The organism is Citrobacter werkmanii, assembly GCF_008693645.1.
Taxonomy (GTDB): domain Bacteria; phylum Pseudomonadota; class Gammaproteobacteria; order Enterobacterales; family Enterobacteriaceae; genus Citrobacter; species Citrobacter werkmanii.
Map to the genome: position 1 here is coordinate 619,707 of NZ_CP044101.1, position 16,335 is coordinate 636,041.

A 16,335-nucleotide genomic window follows, 5' to 3' on the forward strand; every position below is an offset into this window, starting at 1 on the left:
TAACCGCCGTTTATCGACAGGGGGACTATTTTTTTGGCTGATACTGATATTGCTGAATGGCAAGCATGCAGGCCGGATGTGCATCAGCAACATCCGGTAATGATTTCATTCAGTTGGCGGTGATTAACCCATAATGGCGCAGTTGCTTGCAATGCATTCTCGCCAGTAAAATCACGGTGGTTAAGGCCCCAAGCAGGGCGCAAAACATATCGGATTGGGTATCCCATGGGTCGCCCTGCGTGCCGAGAAAATCATCAGCTCCTTGACCCATTGCCAGCGCCGCCCACCATTCGATCAGCTCATAGGTCGCGCTAATCGCCAACGCCACGCAGCAGACTAAAAATGCCAGCATTTTTCGGCCACGGACAATATTACCGCGCACTAAAATCTCTCGTGCCGTCAGCGCTGGCACCAGCCCCTGAAAGAAGTGACCCAACTTGTCATAGGGGTTGCGACTAAGATCCAGCCATTCCTGAACCTGAAAACCGACGGGGACTTTGGCATAGGTATACATACCGCCGACCATCAGAATGATGGCGTGAAAGAAAATTAGCGTGTAGAGCAGCGGCGTCAACGGGTAGCGCTTTACGGTAGTCAGCAACAACGGTACGACGATAATGACCGGCGTGACTTCCATCAGCCAGGTGATTTTCTCAGTGGCACAGATGCCGGTGTAGATAAGGATCAGCGCCAGAATCAGCGCGCCAGACTGCAAAATCATGGGGTTCAGTGTGCGGAGCATTATGAATTCACACGTAATGGAAAAGATTACTATTCCCTGTGAGCAGCAAAAATTCAACGCCAGTAAATGGGGGGATTAAGGTGGCCCGGGGGGATCGCTGGACTGACGCCAAAAGTTTAGTGTCAGTCCAGTGCCGGGCCGAATAGGTTACTTCGCGCAGTTAGCGCATTGTTTGCTGACGATTTGCTGGAAGAAATCGTTGCCTTTATCATCGACCAGGATGAACGCCGGGAAATCTTCTACTTCGATTTTCCAGATAGCTTCCATACCCAGCTCCGGGTATTCCACGCATTCCAGATGCTTAATGCTCTGCTGCGCCAGTACCGCTGCCGGTCCGCCGATGCTGCCTAAGTAGAAACCGCCGTGTTTGTGGCAAGCGTCTGTCACCTGCTGGCTACGGTTGCCTTTTGCCAGCATGATCATGCTGCCGCCGTGTGACTGCAACAGGTCAACATAGGAGTCCATACGACCTGCGGTAGTCGGCCCTAAAGAGCCGGACGGATAACCCGCTGGCGTTTTTGCCGGGCCCGCGTAGTAGATCGGATGATCTTTCACGTACTGCGGCAGACCTTCGCCGGACTCAATACGCTCTTTTAGCTTCGCGTGGGCGATGTCACGACCAACAATAATCGTGCCGCTCAGTGACAGGCGGGTAGAAACCGGGTACTGCGAAAGCTGGGCGAGGATCTCTTTCATCGGACGGTTAAGGTCTACCTTAACCACTTCGCCTTCGCCAGCCTGGCGCAGAGATTCGGGAATGTACTGACCTGGATTATGTTCCAGTTTTTCAATCCAGATCCCTTCGCGGTTAATCTTGGCTTTAATGTTACGGTCCGCGGAACAGGAAACGCCCATACCTACCGGGCAGGACGCGCCGTGGCGAGGCAGACGGATCACGCGGATGTCATGTGCGAAGTATTTCCCGCCAAACTGAGCGCCGAGGCCGAGTTTCTGTGCCTCGATCAGCAGTTCCTGTTCCAGTTGCAGATCGCGGAAGGCCTGGCCGTGAGCATTGCCTTCAGTCGGCAGCGCATCATAGTAGTGCGTGCTGGCCAGCTTCACCGTTTTAAGGGTGCTTTCCGCTGACGTGCCGCCAATGACGAATGCAATATGGTACGGCGGGCAAGCTGCGGTACCCAGCGTACGCATTTTTTCCACCAGGAAGTTTTTCAGTTTTCCGGGAGTCAGCAGCGCTTTGGTTTCCTGATACAGATAGGTTTTGTTGGCTGAGCCACCGCCTTTGGCCACGCACAGGAATTTGTATTCATCACCGTCCACGCTGTACAGATCGATTTGCGCAGGCAGGTTGGTGCCGGTATTCACTTCTTTGTACATATCCAGCGCCGCGTTTTGCGAGTAGCGCAGGTTATCTTCAATATAGGTATTAAATACGCCTCTGGAGAGCGCGGCTTCATCGCCGCCGCCGGTCCACACGCGCTGGCCTTTTTTACCCATGATAATGGCCGTACCGGTGTCCTGGCAGGTTGGCAATACGCCTTTGGCGGCGATTTCGGAGTTTCTCAGGAACTGCAGCGCCACGTACTTATCGTTTTCGCTGGCTTCGGGATCATGGAGAATTGAGGCGACTTGCTGTTGGTGTTCAGGGCGGAGCATAAAGGAGGCATCGTGGAAGGCTTGCTGAGCCAGTAGCGTAAGTGCTTCAGGGGCTACTTTCAGGATAGTCTCGCCTTCAAACTCGCCGACGCTGACGTGATCGGATGTCAGCAGGTAGTACTCAGTTTTGTCTTCCCCCAGTGGGAAAGCCGCCTGGTAAGTGAATTCAACTTTTGACATTTGCTTCCAGCCTTTTCATTTTTATCAGGAATTTAGAAATTCACTGTGTCTTAAGAGTGGCGTGCCGTACCAACGCGGACGGCACGCGAACTGTGATTACAGGAAACCGTACATTGCGGCGAATATCCAACCAAAGACACAGGATACGCTTACGCCGATCAAGCCAGGCAGAATGAAGCTGTGGTTGATAACGAAGCGGCCGATGTGGGTGGTACCGGAACGGTCAAACTGAATAGCAGCCAGATCGCTCGGGTAGGTCGGCAGAATGTAGTAACCGTAACATGCCGGCGCCGAAGCAACGATGTACGCTGGATCAACCCCGATTGCCAGCGCGACTGGAACAATCGCCGCCAGCGCCGCTGCCTGGGAGTTTACAAACTTGGATACCAGCAGCAGAACAATTGCATAGGCCCACGGATACTCTTTCACCATATTACCCAGCACACCTTCGATTTCTGTCATGTGCGCACCGAACATTGTTTCGGCCATCCAGGCAATACCGTACACCGCCACAATCGCGATCATACCGGAACGGAAGACTTCGTTTTTAGATATTGAAGCGGGATTAGTCTTCGTCAGGATAATAATCAGCGCACCGGTCAGCAGCATGAACATCTGGATAACCAGTACCATGGACAGCGGTTTGCCGCTGAAGGTAGGGCGCAGCTCAGAGAATGCGCCGAGCACAGCAACCACGGCGATAGCGGCGAGGAAGATCCACATGGCCAGCCAGTTGCTTTTCGGCAGTTTTTTATCTAACAGCGTGGCGGTGTCGCCATAAACATAGTTGTGGTTTTCAGGGACGGAAATAAACTTCTGGAATTCTTCATCTTTATCCAGATCTTTACCACGGAACCAGCTGAAAATACCGATAGCCAGTATACCCAGCAGGGTAGACGGGATGGTGATGCTGAGCAGGTCGAGGAATTCGAGATGTTTACCTTCAAACGTCACATTACCCAGCATGGCGACCAGTGACACCACGGCTACGGAAACCGGGCTGGCGATAATACCCATTTGCGCACCGATAGAACTCGCCGCCATTGGACGTTCCGGGCGAATATTATTCTTAATGGCAACGTCATAAATGATTGGCAGGATGGTGTATACCACGTGGCCTGTACCACAGAGAATCGTCAGGGTGCAGGTAACAAACGGTGCGACGATAGAAACGTATTTTGGGTTACGGCGCAGCAGCTTTTCAGCGATTTGCAGCATAACGTCAAGGCCGCCGGAGGCTTGCAAGGTTGCCGATGCGGCCACCACGGCAATAATAACCAGCATAACGTCTACAGGTGGTTTACCCGGCTGGAGATGGAAAACGAAAACCAGAATGACCAGGCCGATACCGCCTAATAAGCCCAGTGCGATACCGCCCTTTCTGGCACCATAAAACAAACATATTAATATTATGAGAAGTTGTATACTAAATAACATTTTATTTACCCTCGCGAAAAACCCAGTCAATTTTTTGAAAAATGGATCTGTGGCACATTCTTTTTTGCCAGAATAAGCATCAAAAAATGGTCAGTATTCGATATGTCCGTATTTGCGATTAATGTTCAAATGTCTTGCTAGAATGTTTTTTTAAAGTTATGGCGATATTTAGTTTTTTTCTGTGGCGTTGAACAGAGGAGAAAATCCTCAGGCGATGGGAAGCAGAACTGGGCATCGAGAGCTGCGGTTGACGCTGTAATTTATCTGTTTTGCGTTTTCCGCTATGACATGAACCACGGGCAGAATGAGTGAGTGGGTTATTTGTGTGATCACGGTCACGCCATTTCATTATGTAATGAGATCGGCGTACGGATACTTTTATTTGCTCACAAAAATGTACGGTGTCCATGGTACGTAGCATGGTCTCCATTGCTACCAGTCCAGATTTTGTATGTCTGGTTAATTTCAGACTAATCCTTTATGGGTAAAAATACACACTCTGCGAGTCAGATAATACTTAATTAACTTTTGTTAGCGATTTTGAAATTAAAAACAGTGTGATGTTTATCAATATTGAAATATAGCTTTTGAGATGCTGTGTACAAATATATTTGATCTAACGCAAATTGATAATGCTTCTGCTTCAGCCAGTAAAATAGGGATTTTTCATTATTTTAATAATTGTTACTTTCAAATAACAAATAATCCCAAAATGTATTTATTGGCAATATTGTTTAAGCAATGAGTATTGCTCTGCCTGAACGCGGTAACGATAAACAGGTCTACCGGTCACGCCATAGTGGATGCTGGTAAATAAGATGTGACAATTAACCAGCCAGATAAGGTATTTACGGCAAGAGACGCGGGAGATATTGACCTCATTGGCCAGCTCATCCGTAGAGAACTCCTGATCCTGGTGCTCATCAATCCACTGGCACAGCGTACGTAATGTTTGTGGCGTTAGCCCTTTGGGTAAGCGGCGTACTTCCTGCTCATTGGAGGAGCTGCCGTGAATAAGTTGGTCAAGCTCAGACTGTTCATAGTACTGATGCTTTTCCATCTCTGTTTTCTTATGTAGCCAGCCGGTTAGCGCTTCTTCAAAACGGGAAGCCTGGAAAGGTTTGATCAGGTAGTCAACGACACCATAGTGCAGAGAGTCTTTGATGGTGGTCGCGTCAGCGGCGGAAGAGATGACAATAACATCACACTTGCAGCCTTTGCTGTGCAGAACGGGCAGCAGATCCAGACCGTTTTCTTTTTGCATGTAAATGTCCAGCAAAATCAAATCGATATGATGACCGCTATGAAAGATGATCTCTTTGGCTTTCTCCAGCGTAGAGGCTGTTCCGCAGCAATGAAAACCGGAGAGTTGCGCGACATAACGACGATTTAATTCCGCTACCATTGCATCGTCATCGACAATTAAGACATTGATCATCTGCTGGCCCTCTCACCATTCCACGGTAACTGTACAAAAAATTGGGTGAAGACCCCAGGTTCAGACTCGACGGAAATATTGCCGCCAACACTTTCAACCTGCTGTTTCACAAGTGCTAAACCGACGCCTCGTTCGGTTCCTTTTGACGAGACGCCCTTCTCAAAGATGTGCTCAATGTGTTCAGGGGCGATCCCTGGACCATCGTCATTCACTTCGCAATGCAACCAGCCGTGTCGATAGTGCAAGGATACGCTGATCTCGCCACCGGGTTCTTGACCTAGCGCCTCCAGGGCGTTTTCAATCAAATTCCCCAAAACGGTAATCAGCACCGCTACCTGATCTTCATTGCTGTTTTCCGGCAATTGGCTTTCATTGCTAATGACCAGACTATGACCTAAATCAGATGTGCGATTAATCTTACTGAGTAAAAATCCAGCGATCACCGGAGATTTTATTTTTCCTAACAGTGAGCCAATCTCTTCCTGATAATTGTTCGCGGTCTTCAGGATGTAATTTTCAAGCTGCTTATAACTTTTCAGGTGCAATAATCCCAGAATCACGTGCAATTTGTTCATGAATTCGTGGGATCGTTCACGAAGTGCGTCGGCATAGTTAACCATACCGTCCAGGCGTTGCATCAGTTTCCGAACTTCAGTTTTATCGCGGAACGTTGAAATGGCCCCGATGATTTTTCCGTTGCTGAGTACCGGAACAGTATTAATTAAGAGTAGCCGATCTTTCACCGTGATCTCTTCATCGCGGCGTGGCGTTCCATCGCGTAGTACTTGCGAAAAATCGACCACCTGTGACCACGCGTGGCTGAGCGTTGAGAGCTGGGCATCGTCTTGGGATTTGTGGTAATCAAGCAACTCCTGCGCCGCCTGGTTTATCAGCGTGACTTCACCACACTCATCAACGGCAATGACACCTTCCTTTATAGAGTGCAGCATCGCCTGGCGTTGTTCGAACAGATTGGAGATTTCATAAGGCTCCAGGCCAAACAAAATGCGCTTAAGGACTTTGACGAATACCCATGTGCCGAGTAACCCAACCAGAACGCCAAACAAGATGGACCAGAAGATACTGCCGCGACTGTTATTGATCTGCTCAGTCACTCTACTTAGCTCAAGGCCGATCGCCACCACGCCAATCTGTCGGTGATGCTCATCATAGATAGGGGTAAACACGCGCAGAGCTTTAGCCAGAAACCCGCGATTAATGGCAACATTCTCTTTGCCCTGCAGAGCCAGCAAAATGTCATCACCTTTAAACGGCTGGCCGATCCGCTGCGCTTCGGGATGGGAATAACGAATGCTTTGCATATCGGTGACGACGATGAACAAAAAATCGTTGCTCTTATTCACCGCCTGGGCAATCGCCTGAATGCCGCTTTCCTCAGGTTTTTTCATTAACCCTTGGCGGATCTCCGGCGAGTTTGCCAGCGTCCGCGCGACCGCAAGCGCTTTATCCGCTAATGCATCGCGTGTCATGTTGCTGATTTGCGAAAAGTAAATCAGATGAACAACAAGCAGCACTGAGAAGAGTACTGCACTGACCATGAGGATCACGGTAGTGCCGAGCTTCATTGGGCGTTTGCGTATAGCAGTACGTTGCAGAGAGTGTCTCATCACGGTCCTGGAATCACGGTTTGTGCGGGTATTATCGCCCGACGGCATGCGTAATTCAAAGGTGGTAAGGAATGTGGGCTTAGGCTGCCAATACTTCTTCTATATATAGAGCGTTCTGTGCCGGTTCTCTCCATTTTTCGGTAATGCGTACCGGTAGTTTTTTGATGATTGTGGATAACTCTGTGCGTAAATGGGTATAAGGCGGGGTTTTGCTGTGGAATGCAGCAGTCAGTCATTTTTCTGTCATTTAGGGGTTGCGGGCTGAAGGAAACTCCCTATAATGCGCCTCCATCGACACGGCGGATGTGAATCACTTCACACAAACAGCCCGGTCGGTTGAAGAGAAAAACCTGAAAATGAGGGTTGACTCTGAAAGAGGAAAGCGTAATATACGCCACCTCGCGACAGAGCGCCAAAGCGCGTCGCAACTGCTCTTTAACAATTTATCAGACAATCTGTGTGGGCACTCGAGGATACGGATTCTTAACGTCGCAAGACGAAAAATGAATACCAAGTCTCTGAGTGAACACGTAATTCATTACGAAGTTTAATTCACGAGCATCAAACTTAAATTGAAGAGTTTGATCATGGCTCAGATTGAACGCTGGCGGCAGGCCTAACACATGCAAGTCGAACGGTAGCACAGAGAGCTTGCTCTCGGGTGACGAGTGGCGGACGGGTGAGTAATGTCTGGGAAACTGCCCGATGGAGGGGGATAACTACTGGAAACGGTAGCTAATACCGCATAATGTCGCAAGACCAAAGAGGGGGACCTTCGGGCCTCTTGCCATCGGATGTGCCCAGATGGGATTAGCTAGTAGGTGGGGTAACGGCTCACCTAGGCGACGATCCCTAGCTGGTCTGAGAGGATGACCAGCCACACTGGAACTGAGACACGGTCCAGACTCCTACGGGAGGCAGCAGTGGGGAATATTGCACAATGGGCGCAAGCCTGATGCAGCCATGCCGCGTGTATGAAGAAGGCCTTCGGGTTGTAAAGTACTTTCAGCGAGGAGGAAGGCGTTGTGGTTAATAACCGCAGCGATTGACGTTACTCGCAGAAGAAGCACCGGCTAACTCCGTGCCAGCAGCCGCGGTAATACGGAGGGTGCAAGCGTTAATCGGAATTACTGGGCGTAAAGCGCACGCAGGCGGTTTGTTAAGTCAGATGTGAAATCCCCGGGCTCAACCTGGGAACTGCATTTGAAACTGGCAAGCTTGAGTCTCGTAGAGGGGGGTAGAATTCCAGGTGTAGCGGTGAAATGCGTAGAGATCTGGAGGAATACCGGTGGCGAAGGCGGCCCCCTGGACGAAGACTGACGCTCAGGTGCGAAAGCGTGGGGAGCAAACAGGATTAGATACCCTGGTAGTCCACGCCGTAAACGATGTCTATTTGGAGGTTGTTCCCTTGAGGAGTGGCTTCCGGAGCTAACGCGTTAAATAGACCGCCTGGGGAGTACGGCCGCAAGGTTAAAACTCAAATGAATTGACGGGGGCCCGCACAAGCGGTGGAGCATGTGGTTTAATTCGATGCAACGCGAAGAACCTTACCTACTCTTGACATCCAGAGAACTTAGCAGAGATGCTTTGGTGCCTTCGGGAACTCTGAGACAGGTGCTGCATGGCTGTCGTCAGCTCGTGTTGTGAAATGTTGGGTTAAGTCCCGCAACGAGCGCAACCCTTATCCTTTGTTGCCAGCGGTCCGGCCGGGAACTCAAAGGAGACTGCCAGTGATAAACTGGAGGAAGGTGGGGATGACGTCAAGTCATCATGGCCCTTACGAGTAGGGCTACACACGTGCTACAATGGCATATACAAAGAGAAGCGACCTCGCGAGAGCAAGCGGACCTCATAAAGTATGTCGTAGTCCGGATTGGAGTCTGCAACTCGACTCCATGAAGTCGGAATCGCTAGTAATCGTGGATCAGAATGCCACGGTGAATACGTTCCCGGGCCTTGTACACACCGCCCGTCACACCATGGGAGTGGGTTGCAAAAGAAGTAGGTAGCTTAACCTTCGGGAGGGCGCTTACCACTTTGTGATTCATGACTGGGGTGAAGTCGTAACAAGGTAACCGTAGGGGAACCTGCGGTTGGATCACCTCCTTACCTTAAAGAACCGACCTTTGCAGTGCTCACACAGATTGTCTGATGAAAAGTGAATAGCAAGGCGTCTTGCGATTGAGACTTCAGTGTCCCCTTCGTCTAGAGGCCCAGGACACCGCCCTTTCACGGCGGTAACAGGGGTTCGAATCCCCTAGGGGACGCCACTTGCTGGTTCGTGAGTGAAAGACGCGTACCCTGATATCTCAAAACTGACTTGCGAGTCATGTTTGAGATATTTGCTCTTTAAAAATCTGGATCAAGCTGAAAATTGAAACGACACACTGTGTCTGTTCTCCGTAATAAGAACAGATAAAAGGTGTGTTCGAGTCTCTCAAATTTTCGCAATCAGAAGTGAAACATCTTCGGGTTGTGAGGTTAAGCGACTAAGCGTACACGGTGGATGCCCTGGCAGTCAGAGGCGATGAAGGACGTGCTAATCTGCGATAAGCGCCGGTAAGGTGATATGAACCGTTATAACCGGCGATTTCCGAATGGGGAAACCCAGTGTGATTCGTCACACTATCGTTAACTGAATACATAGGTTAACGAAGCGAACCGGGGGAACTGAAACATCTAAGTACCCCGAGGAAAAGAAATCAACCGAGATTCCCCCAGTAGCGGCGAGCGAACGGGGAGCAGCCCAGAGTCTGAATCAGCATGTGTGTTAGTGGAACGGTCTGGAAAGTCCGACGGTACAGGGTGATAGTCCCGTACACAAAAATGCACCTGTTGTGAACTCGAAGAGTAGGGCGGGACACGTGGTATCCTGTCTGAATATGGGGGGACCATCCTCCAAGGCTAAATACTCCTGACTGACCGATAGTGAACCAGTACCGTGAGGGAAAGGCGAAAAGAACCCCGGCGAGGGGAGTGAAAAAGAACCTGAAACCGTGTACGTACAAGCAGTGGGAGCACCTTCGGGTGTGACTGCGTACCTTTTGTATAATGGGTCAGCGACTTATATTCTGTAGCAAGGTTAACCGTATAGGGGAGCCGAAGGGAAACCGAGTCTTAACTGGGCGTTAAGTTGCAGGGTATAGACCCGAAACCCGGTGATCTAGCCATGGGCAGGTTGAAGGTTGGGTAACACTAACTGGAGGACCGAACCGACTAATGTTGAAAAATTAGCGGATGACTTGTGGCTGGGGGTGAAAGGCCAATCAAACCGGGAGATAGCTGGTTCTCCCCGAAAGCTATTTAGGTAGCGCCTCGTGAATTCATCTTCGGGGGTAGAGCACTGTTTCGGCTAGGGGGTCATCCCGACTTACCAACCCGATGCAAACTGCGAATACCGAAGAATGTTATCACGGGAGACACACGGCGGGTGCTAACGTCCGTCGTGAAGAGGGAAACAACCCAGACCGCCAGCTAAGGTCCCAAAGTCATGGTTAAGTGGGAAACGATGTGGGAAGGCACAGACAGCCAGGATGTTGGCTTAGAAGCAGCCATCATTTAAAGAAAGCGTAATAGCTCACTGGTCGAGTCGGCCTGCGCGGAAGATGTAACGGGGCTAAACCATGCACCGAAGCTGCGGCAGCGACACTATGTGTTGTTGGGTAGGGGAGCGTTCTGTAAGCCGTTGAAGGTGGCCTGTGAGGGTTGCTGGAGGTATCAGAAGTGCGAATGCTGACATAAGTAACGATAATGCGGGTGAAAAACCCGCACGCCGGAAGACCAAGGGTTCCTGTCCAACGTTAATCGGGGCAGGGTGAGTCGACCCCTAAGGCGAGGCCGAAAGGCGTAGTCGATGGGAAACAGGTTAATATTCCTGTACTTGGTGTTACTGCGAAGGGGGGACGGAGAAGGCTATGTCGGCCGGGCGACGGTTGTCCCGGTTTAAGCATGTAGGCGGAGGTTCCAGGTAAATCCGGTACCTTTTAACGCTGAGGTGTGATGACGAGGCACTACGGTGCTGAAGTGACAAATGCCCTGCTTCCAGGAAAAGCCTCTAAGCATCAGGTAACACGAAATCGTACCCCAAACCGACACAGGTGGTCAGGTAGAGAATACCAAGGCGCTTGAGAGAACTCGGGTGAAGGAACTAGGCAAAATGGTGCCGTAACTTCGGGAGAAGGCACGCTGATAGGTAGGTGAAGTGATTTACTCATGGAGCTGAAATCAGTCGAAGATACCAGCTGGCTGCAACTGTTTATTAAAAACACAGCACTGTGCAAACACGAAAGTGGACGTATACGGTGTGACGCCTGCCCGGTGCCGGAAGGTTAATTGATGGGGTTATCCGTAAGGAGAAGCTCTTGATCGAAGCCCCGGTAAACGGCGGCCGTAACTATAACGGTCCTAAGGTAGCGAAATTCCTTGTCGGGTAAGTTCCGACCTGCACGAATGGCGTAATGATGGCCAGGCTGTCTCCACCCGAGACTCAGTGAAATTGAACTCGCTGTGAAGATGCAGTGTACCCGCGGCAAGACGGAAAGACCCCGTGAACCTTTACTATAGCTTGACACTGAACACTGGTCCTTGATGTGTAGGATAGGTGGGAGGCTTTGAAGTGTGGACGCCAGTCTGCATGGAGCCATCCTTGAAATACCACCCTTTAATGGCTGGTGTTCTAACGTGGGCCCGTAATCCGGGTTGCGGACAGTGTCTGGTGGGTAGTTTGACTGGGGCGGTCTCCTCCCAAAGAGTAACGGAGGAGCACGAAGGTTAGCTAATCCTGGTCGGACATCAGGAGGTTAGTGCAAAGGCATAAGCTAGCTTGACTGCGAGAGTGACGGCTCGAGCAGGTGCGAAAGCAGGTCTTAGTGATCCGGTGGTTCTGAATGGAAGGGCCATCGCTCAACGGATAAAAGGTACTCCGGGGATAACAGGCTGATACCGCCCAAGAGTTCATATCGACGGCGGTGTTTGGCACCTCGATGTCGGCTCATCACATCCTGGGGCTGAAGTAGGTCCCAAGGGTATGGCTGTTCGCCATTTAAAGTGGTACGCGAGCTGGGTTTAGAACGTCGTGAGACAGTTCGGTCCCTATCTGCCGTGGGCGCTGGAGAATTGAGGGGGGCTGCTCCTAGTACGAGAGGACCGGAGTGGACGCATCACTGGTGTTCGGGTTGTCATGCCAATGGCACTGCCCGGTAGCTAAATGCGGAAGAGATAAGTGCTGAAAGCATCTAAGCACGAAACTTGCCCCGAGATGAGTTCTCCCTGAGACTTTGAGTCTCCTGAAGGAACGTTGAAGACGACGACGTTGATAGGTCGGGTGTGTAAGTGTAGCGATACATTGAGCTAACCGATACTAATGAACCGTGAGGCTTAACCTTACAACGCCGAAGATGTTTTGGCGGATTTGAGAAGACAGATTTTCAGCCTGATACAGATAAGATTAACCGGCGAAAAGCGGGTTAATAAACAGAATTTGCCTGGCGGCTGTAGCGCGGTGGTCCCACCTGACCCCATGCCGAACTCAGAAGTGAAACGCCGTAGCGCCGATGGTAGTGTGGGGTCTCCCCATGCGAGAGTAGGGAACTGCCAGGCATCAAATAAAAGCGGAAGGCCCGGTCGAAAGACCGGGCCTTTTGTTTTATCTGTGGTCTGTCGGTGAGGGCTCTCCTGAGGAGGACAAATCCGCCGGGAGCGGATTTGAACGTTGCGCAGCAACGGCCCGGAGGGTGGCGGGCAGGACGCCCGCCATAAACTGCCAGGCATCAAATAAAGTGAAGAAGCCCGTCCTGCCGGATGGGCTTTTTTGCGTCTGTGTGAAATGAAACCTGCCGGATGCGGCGCACCTCCTTATCCGGCCTGCCAAAGCGAATCAGGCAATTTCGCACTACGGAAAAGCTTGTCCTGCTACCCACCCCAAGATCGTCCACCGCTGTACGTCCCGTTACGATGAATCCCATTTTTATATAGATCCCTGGCGTCTGCTTACTGAAATTGGCTGTTAACGGCGAGATTGAGTTTACGTGTGGTGTTTGTGAGAGGTGGCGGGTCAGAAATAGGGTAAAACGATCGGCTGGAAGCTATCAGAAACTATAAAAGCAAAAACCCGCCTTTTGGGCGGGTTCTTTAAATAGTGGTGCCCGGACTCGGAATCGAACCAAGGACACGGGGATTTTCAATCCCCTGCTCTACCGACTGAGCTATCCGGGCAACGGGGCGCATTAAACCGTATTCGCGCCTGCCAGTCAATCAAATTTCAGGAAAAGCGGTTCAACCGCTTAATATTACGGCAATCTGTGCGTTTGTGCCTGAAGTTTGCACAAATCTTCCAGATCGCCACGATGCCGACAGGTCATGCTAAGCGCAAGAAGGTCAGTATGGCAAAAGAGTGATTCACTGTATCTTAATCACACGCTGACCAGGGCGGTTAACCGATTAATTCGCACCACCGTGGCGATGGCACGTTTTCAACGACTGATGGCGTTATGCTTACTCACACCGGCCAGGATGGGCTTGTTCGTTTAGGTTAGCGCGCCGCCCATACGGCACTGGGCAAAGCGCAGAATATCTTCCGCCAGACGGTGTGCCGTTTCGACATCAGCATGGCTACGATTCACCAGCATGCGGCTCAGACATCCCTCCAGCACCAGCTCCATCTGTTTGGCGACCATAGCCGGGTCGTCAACTTCCAGCGTAGTCAGTAGCTCATGGGTGAAGTCATGCGCTGCTTTTTTTTGTTGGTCGGCTAACTGGTGGATTGGATGTCCAGGGTCGGGATAAAACGTGCAGGCGGCAATGAACAGGCAGCCGGGATAGCGATTATTGCTCACGCATTCGGACAGCGCGCTGTAGCGTGCCAGTAATTTCTGTTCCGCGCTCAGGGTCTCATCCAGCAAAAGCTGACGCCGCCAGATATCCACCCGCTGGCTGAGGTAACGTAACGCATCATACAGGATGGCCTCTTTATCTGGCCAAAAGCGCTGTAGTTCATCAAGCGGATAATCGATACGTTCGGCCACCATTTCCAGCGTGGTATTGGCTATCCCTTGAACCTCAAGTAATTTCAGGGCTTCTCCCAGGACATCTTCACGTTGCACGGTATTCTCCTCCGTATTTCCTTTTGCAAGTGTCGCTCACGGTTGACGATCGCGCAAATGTGCGCTGAAGGTCGCTGCATCCATAAATCCCGTTACCCGAGCCTCCGGATGCTCTTTACCCTCGGCATCAAAAAACAGGATAGTTGGCAAACCTAAAACCTGTAGATGTTTCAGGAGAGCGACATCCTTGGCATTGTTTGCAGTTACATCCGCCTGTAAAAGCACCGTGTCGCCTAGTGCTTGCTGAACCTGCGGATCGCTGAAGGTGTACTTCTCAAACTCCTTACAAGCCACGCACCAGTCGGCATACAAATCCAACATGACGGGCCTGCCTTTGGCTTGCGCCAGCGCCTGATTTAACGCCTCTACCGAGGCCACCGGCGTAAAGTTAAGGTGTGTCTGGGTTTGAGCATGCGGCGTGCCAAACGCCCAGTCCTGCAATGGACGTACACTGACAAGCGCTGCGGCTAACAGGACAATCTGCACGATACGCATCCAGGCGTGCTTTGCCTGCAGGCTGGTAATGAATGCCCAGCTAAAGAACGCAACGCCCAACAGTGACCACAGGCGCACGCCCCATTCGTCGCCAATGATGCGTTCAAGCAAGAAGACGGGAAGCGCCAGGATGACGAAGCCGAAAGCGGTTTTAACATGTTCCATCCATGGACCGCTTTTAGGCAGCAGGCGGTTGCCAAAGACGGTAATCAACATCAGCGGCAAGCCCATCCCCAGCGCGTACAGATACAGCGTACCGCCTCCCAGCCACATATTTCCGCTCTGAGCGATATACAGCAAAATCGCGCTTAGCGGCGCGGTTGTGCAAGGAGAACAGATGAGACCCGCAATCGCCCCCATCGCAAAGACGCTACCGGGAGAGCCGCCTTGCTGGCGGTTACTCAGCAACGTGAGGCGCGTTTGCAATGAGGAAGGGAGTTGCAGCGTGAACAAGCCGAACATAGACAGAGCCAGCAGCGTAAAGATGATGGCAAGACCGATCAGAACATAAGGATGCTGTAATGCCGCCTGAAACTGTAATCCGGCGGCGGCAACAACCAGACCCAGCGCAGTATAGGTGAGCGCCATTCCCTGGACGTAGATAAACGTCAGCAGCAGCGCCCTACCGGTTGATAACCGTTGCTTGCCGCCCAGCACGATGCCGGAAATCAGCGGATACATCGGCAGTACGCAGGGCGTGAAAGCGATGCCAATGCCGATTAGCAATGCCCACAGCGCGGAAAAGGGGAGCTGGGCTGCGGGCTGTGGTTTCTCTTCCGGGGCCTCAGTGACAGGTGCGGTAGCCGGAGCCCCCCCGACAGCGGCTGACACTTCACTTAAGGGGACAGTTTTAGTTTCCGGCGGATAGCAAAAACCGGCGTCGGCACAGCCCTGGTACGTGATCGTTAATGTTGCGCCAGTTGCGGCCTGATTAACCGTGACCGGAATATTCAACTGTTTACGGTAAATCTCACTTTTGCCGTAAAACTCATCTTCATGCCAGACGCCAGGCGGCAGTTTTACCTCGGCAATATCGGCCTGAGATGGCGTAATGCTTATCTGTTTGCGATAGAGATAGTAGCCATCTTTGACCTGCCATGAGAGGTTCAGATCGTGTTGGTTTTGCTGAAAATCAAAAACAAACGCCCGATCGGCAGGAACAAACTGCGAGCGGCCGGGCGCGTCAAATAATCCGGCAAAGGTAGATGTGCTGCACAGCAGCAGGATCAGCGTAAGGATGCGTTGAGCCATGAGCGGTAATCAAAGTCTCCGTGAGTGACGGGTAAAACCAGAAGTTCAGGTGTTTGATACGGGTGATGTGACTTCAGGCAATCGAGAAGGGCTTGCTGGTGCGTGACGGTGGTTTTTAAAATCATCTGGACTTCATATTCCTGCTCCAGTTTACCTTCCCAATAATAGAGGGAGGTTGCACCGGGCAGAAGTGTCACGCAGGCTGCCAGCTTTTCCGCCAGCACCTTTGCAGCCAGATCCTGGGCGGTTGCTTCATCCGGAGCAGTACAGAGCACCACAACGGTATCGGGGATGGAAATATCCTGACTCTTTACATCAAGCATAAACACCTCGAAAGAACAGAGTAACCAGCTAAAGAGTGGTCACTATACAACGGACGAGGGAAGGATGTTAGCTAAAGCGGGGTGAGGAGGAGGAACTGCAGGGCGCGCGAGCACCCTGCAGAAAAAA

General features: G+C 51.3%; 8 protein-coding genes, 2 tRNA genes and 3 rRNA genes. 4 read left to right on the plus strand and 9 right to left on the minus strand.

From position 1 onward, the window contains the following. Positions 1-109: 109 nt before the first annotated feature. The 5 genes from FOB24_RS03650 to FOB24_RS03670 form a co-directional block, all read right to left on the minus strand. Entirely contained in the window at positions 110-742 is a 633-nt protein-coding gene (locus FOB24_RS03650) for a DUF2238 domain-containing protein (protein WP_087856515.1), read from the minus strand. A gap of 147 nt (positions 743-889) precedes the next feature. Next, entirely contained in the window at positions 890-2,536 is a 1,647-nt protein-coding gene (gene fumA / locus FOB24_RS03655) for a class I fumarate hydratase FumA (protein WP_038636444.1), read from the minus strand. Between the two features lie 96 nt (positions 2,537-2,632). Next, positions 2,633-3,973, minus strand: coding sequence for an anaerobic C4-dicarboxylate transporter DcuB (gene dcuB, locus FOB24_RS03660; RefSeq protein ID WP_003031873.1), 1,341 nt, complete (start codon positions 3,971-3,973; stop codon positions 2,633-2,635). 718 nt (positions 3,974-4,691) lie between these two features. Beyond that, on the minus strand, positions 4,692-5,411 hold the full coding sequence (dcuR, locus tag FOB24_RS03665; RefSeq protein ID WP_038636447.1) for a two-component system response regulator DcuR: 720 nt from the start codon (positions 5,409-5,411) through the stop codon (positions 4,692-4,694). Further along, positions 5,408-7,039: a sensor histidine kinase gene (locus tag FOB24_RS03670; protein ID WP_038636450.1), complete on the minus strand. Its 1,632-nt coding sequence runs from the start codon at positions 7,037-7,039 to the stop codon at positions 5,408-5,410. The genes dcuR and FOB24_RS03670 overlap by 4 nt, the downstream gene beginning before the upstream one ends. 569 nt (positions 7,040-7,608) lie before the next feature. Here FOB24_RS03670 and FOB24_RS03675 point away from each other — a divergent pair. The 4 genes from FOB24_RS03675 to rrf all read left to right on the plus strand — a co-directional run bounded on the left by FOB24_RS03675 (position 7,609) and on the right by rrf (position 12,637). Next, positions 7,609-9,148, plus strand: a 16S ribosomal RNA gene (locus tag FOB24_RS03675). A gap of 85 nt (positions 9,149-9,233) precedes the next feature. After that, positions 9,234-9,309 (plus strand) — tRNA-Glu (locus FOB24_RS03680). 209 nt (positions 9,310-9,518) lie between these two features. Continuing rightward, positions 9,519-12,423 (plus strand): 23S ribosomal RNA (locus FOB24_RS03685). A 98-nt stretch (positions 12,424-12,521) separates the two neighbouring features. Next, positions 12,522-12,637, plus strand: a 5S ribosomal RNA gene (gene rrf, locus FOB24_RS03690). The 16S, 23S and 5S rRNA genes sit together here with 1 tRNA gene alongside, the layout of an rRNA operon. 539 nt (positions 12,638-13,176) lie before the next feature. Here rrf and FOB24_RS03700 read toward each other — a convergent pair. The 4 genes from FOB24_RS03700 to cutA all read right to left on the minus strand — a co-directional run bounded on the left by FOB24_RS03700 (position 13,177) and on the right by cutA (position 16,208). Then, positions 13,177-13,252, minus strand: a tRNA-Phe gene (locus tag FOB24_RS03700). A 311-nt stretch (positions 13,253-13,563) separates the two neighbouring features. Further along, the gene (locus tag FOB24_RS03710; protein ID WP_006686267.1) at positions 13,564-14,139 is read right to left on the minus strand and encodes a transcriptional regulator; all 576 of its coding nucleotides are present in this window, start codon (positions 14,137-14,139) and stop codon (positions 13,564-13,566) included. 36 nt (positions 14,140-14,175) lie between these two features. Next, complete coding sequence (locus FOB24_RS03715) at positions 14,176-15,885, minus strand: protein-disulfide reductase DsbD (protein ID WP_150344523.1); 1,710 nt, start codon at positions 15,883-15,885, stop codon at positions 14,176-14,178. Next, positions 15,861-16,208: a divalent cation tolerance protein CutA gene (cutA, locus tag FOB24_RS03720; protein WP_003025447.1), complete on the minus strand. Its 348-nt coding sequence runs from the start codon at positions 16,206-16,208 to the stop codon at positions 15,861-15,863. Before cutA ends, FOB24_RS03715 begins: the two co-directional genes overlap by 25 nt. Positions 16,209-16,335: the final 127 nt, after the last annotated feature.

Coding starts and splice junctions, on each gene's coding strand:
- FOB24_RS03650 (WP_087856515.1), bottom strand. CDS start 742: ATGCTCCGCACACTGAACCCCATGATTTTGCAGTCTGGCGCGCTGATT.
- fumA (WP_038636444.1), bottom strand. CDS start 2,536: ATGTCAAAAGTTGAATTCACTTACCAGGCGGCTTTCCCACTGGGGGAA.
- dcuB (WP_003031873.1), bottom strand. CDS start 3,973: ATGTTATTTAGTATACAACTTCTCATAATATTAATATGTTTGTTTTAT.
- dcuR (WP_038636447.1), bottom strand. CDS start 5,411: ATGATCAATGTCTTAATTGTCGATGACGATGCAATGGTAGCGGAATTA.
- FOB24_RS03670 (WP_038636450.1), bottom strand. CDS start 7,039: ATGAGACACTCTCTGCAACGTACTGCTATACGCAAACGCCCAATGAAG.
- FOB24_RS03715 (WP_150344523.1), bottom strand. CDS start 15,885: ATGGCTCAACGCATCCTTACGCTGATCCTGCTGCTGTGCAGCACATCT.
- cutA (WP_003025447.1), bottom strand. CDS start 16,208: ATGCTTGATGTAAAGAGTCAGGATATTTCCATCCCCGATACCGTTGTG.